Annotated in this window: 1 pseudogene; it reads right to left on the bottom strand. The window is 77.5% G+C overall.

The window, feature by feature from the left end:
- Window positions 1–507: pseudogene (locus B9S61_RS11375) on the bottom strand (DNA-binding protein); the annotation flags it as partial.

The following is a 507-nucleotide window of genomic DNA, read 5'->3' as shown; positions in this document are numbered from 1 at the left end:
GCGGGCCAGTACCGAATCGCCGGACGGGGCGGCCCCCTCCGGGAGGGCGGCCAGCAGGGCCAGCACCCGGTGCCGTACCTCCGGGGCCGCCGAGCGGTCCAGTCCCGGCCCCAGCGCCGACAGCGTGTGGTCCTTCGCGTCCCGCCCGCCGACCAGTCCCGCCGTCCGGGTCGCCGCCAGCCACGCCGTGGCCAGCCGCGCCCACCGTTCCGCGTCCGGAAGCTCACGCCACTCGTCGTACGCCGGCGTCGCCGCGTACCGCTCGTCGGCCTCGCCGTCGGAGGCCAGCAGCCCGGCGGCGTAGGCCAGTTCGACCCAGAACGCGGCCACCGGCTCGGTCACGTCCAGGGCCGCCGCGGTCCGCTTCAGATCCCGCACGCTCAGCCCGCCCGAGCGCAGCACCGCCGGTCCGCCCTCATGCCAGTCCTTCAGCAGCTCCTCGACCGTCGCCAGCGCCGTGTACGCCTGCCCGGCCGCCGTCGCGTCCACCACCTGCGGGCGGTGCGC

Origin of the sequence: Streptomyces sp. SM1 (genome assembly GCF_002910825.1) — a bacterium.
Classification (GTDB): Bacteria; Actinomycetota; Actinomycetes; order Streptomycetales; family Streptomycetaceae; genus Streptomyces; species Streptomyces okerensis.
Note: the sequence above shows the minus strand (reverse complement) of the source record. Positions and strands in the feature narration are given on the sequence as shown.